The sequence below is a fragment of the Tepidiforma sp. genome (assembly GCF_034433535.1).
Taxonomy (GTDB): Bacteria; Chloroflexota; Dehalococcoidia; order Tepidiformales; family Tepidiformaceae; genus Tepidiforma.
On sequence record NZ_DAOUAO010000233.1, the window covers coordinates 1 to 7820 of the forward strand.

Consider the following 7820-nt stretch of genomic DNA (forward strand, 5'->3'; position numbering starts at 1 on the left):
CTGCTCTGCTTCCATCTGCCCTCCCGCCGGCCGCCGCACCGCCCCCTCGTTCCTGTTACCATTCAGCCACATGACCCAGCCCGGACTCAGCCGCCGCCCGGCGTGGCAGGAGCGTTGGAACGAAGTCGCTCCCGTCCCGCTGCGGCCCTACGTCGAGGTGCTCCCCGGGCTCTACCAGGTCCGTACCCGCGGCTCGAAGGCGTACCTGGTCGTCGAAGACCAGATCACTGTGATCGATTGCGGCTCCCCGGGCTCGGCCGAGCGCATCCTCCAGGTGGTGGAGATGCTCGGGCGCTCGCCGGACGACATCGCCACGATCGTGATCACCCACGCCCACTTCGACCACGTCGGCGGCCTGCCGGAGCTCCAGCGCTGGGTGCCGGCGCGCACCGGCGTCCACCTCGCCGATGCCCCGGCCATCGATAGCGATGAACCGCTGCCGAACCCGTTCATGAACCCGCTGCTGGCGCGCATCTGCGAGCCCTACCTGCTGCGCAACGACCCGGGCCGCGGCCGCATCGATGTCCGCCTGCGCGACGGCGACGTACTGCCGGTCTTCGGCGGGATGCGCATCGTGCACATGCCGGGCCACACGCCCGGCTCCATCGCGCTCTACTTCCCGAACCGCGGCGCTGTCATCGTCGGCGATGCCATGCAGTACAAGTTCGGGCGGCTGATGCTGCCCAGCCGGCTGTTCACGCAGGACATGGCGCTGGCCGCGGCCTCGATCCGAAAGCTTGCCGAGCTCGATTTCGAAACCCTCTGCTTCAGCCACTTCCGCCCCATCCTGAGTGGCGCCGCGCCGCGGGTGCGCGAACTCGCCCGCACCGCCCGGGCATGAACACGCTGGTCGAACTGCTCGATCGCTCGGCAGAGCGCACGCCCGACCGCCTGGCGGTCACCATGCGGGTTGGGGTGCGGACCACCCGCTACACCTACGCTGCCCTGCGCGAACGGGCCCGCGGCTACGCCCGCCTCTGCCTCCACCACGGGGTCGAACCGGGCGACCGCGTGCTCATCTGGGCCGCCAACCAGCCGGAGTGGGTCGCGGCCATGTTCGGCACGTTCCTGGCCGGCGGCGTGCTGGTCCCGCTCGATGTGCGCAGCGCGCCGGAGTTCGCCGAGCGGGTCATCACGCAGGTCGAGCCGAAGCTCGCCTTCGCCGGCCGCTCGCAGGCCGAGCAGCTGGCCCGCTTCGAGGTGCCGGTGGTTGTGCTCGAAGACGCCCGCCCCCCGCGCGAAGGGCCGCTCCCGGCGGTGCAGCTCCGTGGTTCGGATCTCGCCGAGATCATCTACACCTCGGGCACCACCGGCGATCCCAAGGGGGTGATGCTCACCCACCGCAACATCACGGCGAACGTGGAGGCCGGGCTCTCGGTCATCCCGATTGACCCCGACACGCGGATGCTCTCATTGCTGCCGCTCAGCCACATGTTCGAACAGGTGGCCGGCTGCTTCGCCCCGCTCGCCGTGGGCGCGGCGGTCTGCTACCCCTCGAGCCGGCAGCCGGCGTCGCTCAGCCGCACCATGCAGGAATGGAAGCCGACCATCATCGTGGCGGTGCCGCAGGTGCTCAGCTTGCTCATGGCCGGCATCGAACGGGAGGCGGCGGCAAGCCACCGGCTGGGGCTGTTGCGCGCCCTGCGGAGCATCGGGCAGCCGCTGCCAGCCGCCGCCCGCAAGCGGCTCTTCCGGCCCGTGCTCTCCCGCTTCGGCGGCGCGCTCGACTTCGTGGCCAGCGGCGGCGCGCCCCTCGACCCCGAGGTGCAGCTCAAGTGGGAGGCGATGGGCATCGCGGTGGTCGAAGGGTACGGCACCACCGAGTGCGCGCCAATCGTCACCATCAACCCGCGCAGCGACCGGCGGGTGCGCAGCGTGGGCAAGCCCCTGCCCGGGCAGCAGGTCGCCATCGCTGATGACGGAGAGGTCCTTGTCCGCGGCGAAAACGTCTTCGTCGGCTACTGGCGGAACGAAGCCGCCACCCGCGAGGCGTTCACCGACGGCTGGTATCGCACCGGCGACCTCGGCTACCTCGAGGACGGCTACCTCTACCTCAAGGGCCGCAAGAAAGACCTCATCGTCCTCGCCGATGGCCAGAATGTGTACCCGGAGGACATCGAGGCCGCCCTCCGGCGGCAGCCCGGCATCGCCGACGCGGTGGTGCTCGGCATCCAGCAGGATGGCGGGGTGCAGCTGCACGCGGTGCTGGTCGAATCGGTGCCCGGCAGCGCGGCCGAGGCCGTGCGGCTGGCGAACCAGCAGCTCGATGCCCGGCAGCAGGTCCTCGGCTGGTCGGTTTGGCCGGGGGACGATTTCCCGCGCACGCACACCCTCAAGGTGCGCCGGCCGCTCGTGGAGGCATGGCTGCGCGAGCAGGACCGCTCGGCGCCGCGGGCCGCACCCGCGCCGGATGACCCCCTGCTGCGCATCATCGCCTCACTCGCGCGGACCGATGCGCCGCTGACCGATGACCGCAACCTCGGCGCGGACCTCGGGCTGGATTCGCTCGCCCGGGTCGAACTCCTCTCCGCCATCGAAGATGATATCGGTGTTTACGTGGACGACGCCGATGTCGGGCCACAAACCACGATCGGTGAGCTTCGCAGGATGGTCGCCAGCGGCGAACGGAAGGCACGCATCCGCAAATTCCCCACCTGGCCGCGGTGGAAGGCCGTGCAGTGGGTGCGCCACGCGCTCGTCTCGTTCTTCATCTTCCCGCTGCTCCGGCTTGGCTACAGCGTCGAGGTTCGCGGCAAGGAGCACTTCGCGGCCGTCCGCGAGCCCTGCCTCGTCATCTCAAACCACAACATGCACCTCGACCAGGCGATGCTGCTGCGCAGCATGCCGCCCTGGTTCCGGCGAAAGGTCGCCATAGCGGCGGCCGCGAGCGACATCTTCGGCAATCGCCTGCGCGGGTTCTTCGCGAGCCTGCTGGGGAACGCGTTCCCCTTCGCCAAGGAGGGCTCGGGCGTCCGCGAAAGCCTCGAATACGTTGCGAAGATGCTCGACGAGGGTTGGAACGTCCTGATCTTCCCGGAGGGCAGGCTCACCGTGATCGGCCCGATGCAGCCGTTCAAATCGGGCATTGGCCTGCTCGCGGTGGAAACCGGCGCGCCGGTGCTGCCAATGCGGATTGACGTGCTGCGCCCCGGCTTTTACGAAGGCAAATGGCTGCCCCATCCCCGCGCCCGGGTGCGCGTGAGCATCGGTGAGCCGGTGCGCCTCGAGCCCGGGATGAGCTACCAAGAAGCAACCGCCATCCTCGAGGAGGCTGTCCGGCAGGCAGGACGGGCGCCGAACGCGGGCCGGTAGCCGGTAACGGCGCGGCGGCTACTGACCGCCCGCCACCGCCGGGACGATGCTCACCTCGTCACCATCCTTGAGCGCCGTCTGCATGCCGTCGAGGAAGCGGACATCGTCACCGTTGACGTAAATGTTAACGAACCGTCGCAGCTGCCCGGCTTCATCGACCATCCGCTCGCGGATGCCCGGGTAGGCGCTTTCGAGGTTGTCAACGAGGCTTTGGAGCGTGCTCCCCTCGGCGGTGACGGTGGCCTGGTTCCCGGTTAGGTTGCGCAGCGGCTGCGGGATGCGGACGTTGATTGGCACCTGGTTCCATCCTTCCGGAAAGTGATCGCGGGTTGGTGCGGGGTTCGCCGGCGGCTAGCCCTCGACGATATCCCCGATGACCGGGTCGACCCGGACGCCGCGCTCCTGTGCCCAGGCGAGGCTCCGCTCGATCTCCTCGGGTTCGCCTTCCAGTTCGAGCACGACCCAGCCGGTTTTCTCGTCGACATCGGCCATGCGGACGTTGGTGATGACCTGGAATTCGTGGCCGAGCCGGTAGATGATCGGTTCACGAATCAGATTCTCGGGAAACGTAAAGCGGACACGTTTTACGGCCATCAGGCGACTCCCTGCGCCGCGCGGGCGCGATAGGCGGCGTCGAAGCTCTCCATGGTGGGGTCGATCTCCAGCGGCGGGTTCAGCGCCTCGGCCACAGCCTCGACGGTCTTGAAGCCGGCGCCGGTGATGAACGCCACGGTGAGCTCGTCGGGGTGAATCCTACCCTGTTCGGCCAGCTGCTTGAGCGAGGCGACGGTAACGCCGCCGGCGGTCTCAGCGAAGATGCCCTCCGTTTCGGCCAGCAGCTTCATCCCGGCCACGATCTCCTCATCGGTCACGCTGCCGCAGGCGCCGCCGGTCTCCTTGAGCTGCACAAGGCTGTAGTAACCGTCGGCGGGGTTGCCGATGGCGAGCGACTTGGCGATGGTGTTCGGGCGCTGCGGCCGGAAGTTCATCGAGCCTTCCTGCCAGGCAGTCGCGACCGGCGAGCAGCCCGCCGCCTGCGCTCCGCTCATGCGGGTTTTTGGCTCGTCGATGAGGCCCGTCTTCCACAGTTCTTGGAGGCCCTTGCGGATCTTCACGAAGAGCGACCCCGAAGCGATCGGCACCACACAGTGGTCCGGGGCGCGCCAGCCCAGCTGCTCCGCTACTTCGAAGCCGAGCGTCTTGGAGCCTTCTGAGTAGTAGGGGCGCACATTCACGTTGACGAACGCCCAGTTGTAGCTGCCGGCGAGCTCGGCGCAGAGGCGGTTCACCGCATCGTAGTTGCCGCGCACCTTGACCAGCGTCGGGCCGTAGATGCTCGAACCGAGCACCTTCCCCAGCTCGAGGTCGTGCGGGATGAACACGACCGCCTCCATGCCCGCCGCTGCGGCGTGGGCGCTCACGCTGTTGGCGAGGTTGCCGGTGCTTGCGCAGGCCAGCTTGGCGTAGCCGAGTTCGCGCGCGCGGCTGCTGGCCACCGCCACCACGCGGTCCTTGAACGACCACGTGGGGTTCACCGTGTCATTCTTGATATAGAGGTTGTTGAGGCCAAGCGCCCTGCCGAGATTCTTCGCCCGGACGAGGGGCGTGAAGCCCGCGCCGATATCGATGGCAGCATCGGGGTCGCAGGGGAGGTAATCGCGGTAGCGCCAGAGCGAGGCGGGGCCGCGTTCGATGCGCTCACGGCTGACCGCCTTGCGGATGGCATCGTAATTGTAGGTGACCTCCACCGGGCCGAAGCAGAAATCGCAGACATGGCGCGCTTCGAGCGGGTACTCCCGGTGGCATTCGCGGCAGCGAAGATTCTTGGCAAAGCTCATGCTCGTCTCCCATTCGGTGGCCTGCGCCGAGGCCCTGCGGCGCCGGGCGGCCAAGCGGCCGCCGCGGCAGGTTCGTCAACGGTTGATGCGGGAGGCCCCTTCGGGTGAGGGGCTAGAGCATGACCATTCGGCCCAGGAACCTGACCATCTCGGACACTCCTCAGTTCCGCGTGGGCCGTGTAAGGGAGCGGAGTCGCTCTCATCTTTCCCCCGGGCGAACCCGGGAGGCCGGATTTGGCACCTTACCCGCCGGGCAGGTTGCCGGGGTTTCATCGGGCCGGTCCCTCAACCCCATCTCGATACGAGCGGCCACGTTCGCGGTGTTGACGAAATGCTAGCACGAATGCCGCGAAATGCCACCACCGGCTACTCCAACGGTTCGAGCCCGAGAATGGCGATCAGCTCGAACAGGGCGCCGGCATCGAGCGAACGGCCGAGCAGCTCATCGAGGTAGACGGGGTCGAACGGGTCCCCGAGCTCCATGCCCGCTGCTGCAGCGAGCACCGCGGCGTACTCCAGCGCCAGCCGCTCCGTCGGGGATTGCACCTGCGTCACCCCCGGGTACGAAGCGGCGACGAATTCGGCGAACGAGCGGTGCGGCGCCGTCGTCTCGGGCAGGACGGCCTGGACCCCGGGCGAGCGGAGCACGCCGATGGACTCCGGGAGCACGCCGCCGCTGTTGATGAGGGCCAGGGCATCGACCCGCAGCTCTCGCGCCAGCCGGCCGCGGCCGTCCGCAAGGGAGGGGTCGGCGAGGATCAGCTGCAGGAACAGCAGCGTATCGAAGGCGGTCGCGGCGATCTCTTCGAGCCGGCCGTCCTGCTGGTCGCAGTGGATTGCCTCGTGCGCGAGCAGCGGCATGAGGAGCTCAAACTGCTCGCCGCCGAGCGAGGGGTGGATGGAGATGACCCGGGCCCCGTTCCCTGCATACGTGACCCGCGCGAGTAGCTGGTCGGCCCCCGGCGGGACGCGGAAGTCGACGTTCGCCGCTGGCAGGCCGGTGCAGTTTTCGGTGGTCAGGAGCGAGGCGAGTGCGGGCTCGGCGAAGGTCCCCACGAGGGCGGCGAGCGCGGCGCGGAGCTTCGGCGGGGGGACCGTCTCGGGCGGGATGGCATCAAACACCATGAGCGCATCGGCGATGTCCTCTGCGCTGCTGCCGCGCTGCCGCAGATGCTGTTCGAGCTGCCGCCGCACGGCCGTGACGTCGTCGTCAGCGGGGTTGGGCATCGGCGGCTCGGCGGCGTCGTAGAAGGCGGGGTCCGAAACCGTCAGAGCGCGCTCGGCGAGCAGCACGATGGCCGGGTCGGGTCCATCCTCGAGGGTCGCCTCGATGGCGCCCCGGGCGGCGGGGTCGAACAGGCGCCGCTGGACGATAAGCCGGGTACCGCGCGGCAGGAGGGCATCGACCTCCAGCTCGACCACCCGCCTGTCCGCATCGGAGCGCTTTGCCTCCGCGACGAGCACCCGGCGCGTACCGCCGGCAGCCTCGGGCACCTCCAGCTCGAAGTGCGAGGCCAGGGGCAGGTCGCTGTCGTCCGGGCGAAACGCGCGGTCGAACCGCAGGGTGATGCGGCTGCGGAGGGTGGCAAGCCCGTCCTCGCTGACGCGCTCCGCTTCGATGGCGGCGATGGCGGTGGGCTGCTGCGGCGGTTCCGCTCCCCCGCAGCCGCCGAGGATGGCGAGCGTGAGGAACAGCGCCGCCGCACGGGGGGCGCGTCTGCCCCGGCCGCCAGCCGCCTCCCGGCTCATCGCCCCCGGTAGTTCGGCTTGCGCTTCTCGGCGAAGGCGCGGGGTCCCTCCTTCGCGTCTTCGCTGGCGAACAGCCGGGTGAAGAGGAGGTCTTCGAACGCCAGCCCGTGGTCGAGCGGCATGTCCATGCCGCGCAGGATCGCCTCCTTGGCGGCGCGGACGGCCAGCGGCCCGCGTTCGCAGATGATGCCCGCGATCTGCATCGCGCGGTCCATCAGCTCCTCCTTCGGCACGATGTGCGAAACGAGGCCGATGCGCAGGGCCGTCTCCGCGTCGATCTGCTCGCCGGTGAGGATCATGTAGTTGGCCCAGGCCTGCGGGATGGCGCGCGGCAGCCGCTGGGTGCCGCCGGCGCCGGGCATGATCGCCCAGCGCACCTCTGGCAGGCCGAAGCGGGCATCGGGCGTGCAGATGCGGATATCACAGGCGAGCGCCAGCTCGAGCCCGCCGGCAAGGCAGTAGCCGTTGATCGCCGCGATGATCGGCTTGTAGATGGGCAGCCGCTTGGTGAACCCGCCGAACGGCACCGGCCGGCCGCCTTCGAACTGGTTCTCCCCTCGCGCGGTGGCGACGAGGTCCATGCCCGTCGAGAAGGATTTCTCGCCCACGCCGGTGAGAATGGCGACGCGCAGGCTCTCGTCATCGCGAAAGTCGCACCAGGCCCGGTACATCTCCTGGGAGGTTCGGGTGTCGATTGCGTTGAGCGCCTGCTCGCGGGTGATGGTGATGACAGCAATGGCGTCGCGCTTCTCGTAGCGGATATTGGTGAAGCCTTCGTCGTTCACACTGGGACTCCAACAGGGGTTCGGGCGCAGAATACTCCCGCCGCTGGAGGCCTGCGATGGAGACTCCCCCCGTATCGACCCCCTACCTCGAAATCAAGCGCAAGCCGGGCGGCCTCGAACTCCGCTACGAGACGGA

Annotated in this window: 7 protein-coding genes and 1 riboswitch; of the genes, 2 read left to right on the top strand and 5 right to left on the bottom strand. The window is 69.0% G+C overall.

Features of this window, described 5'->3' with window-relative positions; genetic code table 11:
• Positions 1 to 70 precede the first annotated feature (70 nt).
• Complete coding sequence (locus VAE46_RS12375; RefSeq protein WP_322797247.1) at positions 71 to 841, top strand: MBL fold metallo-hydrolase; 771 nt, start codon at positions 71 to 73, stop codon at positions 839 to 841.
• Positions 838 to 3312: an AMP-binding protein gene (locus VAE46_RS12380; protein ID WP_322797248.1), complete on the top strand. Its 2475-nt coding sequence runs from the start codon at positions 838 to 840 to the stop codon at positions 3310 to 3312. The genes VAE46_RS12375 and VAE46_RS12380 overlap by 4 nt, the downstream gene beginning before the upstream one ends.
• An 18-nt stretch (positions 3313 to 3330) precedes the next feature.
• Here VAE46_RS12380 and VAE46_RS12385 read toward each other — a convergent pair whose 3' ends face one another.
• From VAE46_RS12385 to VAE46_RS12405, 5 genes are all read right to left on the bottom strand, one after another.
• A complete protein-coding gene (locus tag VAE46_RS12385) occupies positions 3331 to 3609 on the bottom strand; it encodes a ubiquitin-like small modifier protein 1 (protein WP_322797249.1) in 279 nt (92 codons plus the stop codon).
• Between the two features lie 54 nt (positions 3610 to 3663).
• Positions 3664 to 3906 carry an NIL domain-containing protein gene (locus VAE46_RS12390; protein WP_322797250.1) on the bottom strand — a complete coding sequence of 81 codons (243 nt, stop codon included), beginning with the start codon at positions 3904 to 3906 and terminating at the stop codon, positions 3664 to 3666.
• Positions 3906 to 5150: a threonine synthase gene (gene thrC / locus VAE46_RS12395; protein ID WP_322797251.1), complete on the bottom strand. Its 1245-nt coding sequence runs from the start codon at positions 5148 to 5150 to the stop codon at positions 3906 to 3908. Before thrC ends, VAE46_RS12390 begins: the two co-directional genes overlap by 1 nt.
• A 196-nt stretch (positions 5151 to 5346) precedes the next feature.
• Positions 5347 to 5456: riboswitch (SAM riboswitch) on the bottom strand.
• Between the two features lie 60 nt (positions 5457 to 5516).
• Complete coding sequence (locus VAE46_RS12400) at positions 5517 to 6899, bottom strand: hypothetical protein (protein WP_322797252.1); 1383 nt, start codon at positions 6897 to 6899, stop codon at positions 5517 to 5519.
• On the bottom strand, positions 6896 to 7684 hold the full coding sequence (locus tag VAE46_RS12405) for an enoyl-CoA hydratase/isomerase family protein (protein WP_322797253.1): 789 nt from the start codon (positions 7682 to 7684) through the stop codon (positions 6896 to 6898). The genes VAE46_RS12400 and VAE46_RS12405 overlap by 4 nt, the downstream gene beginning before the upstream one ends.
• Positions 7685 to 7820 lie beyond the last annotated feature (136 nt).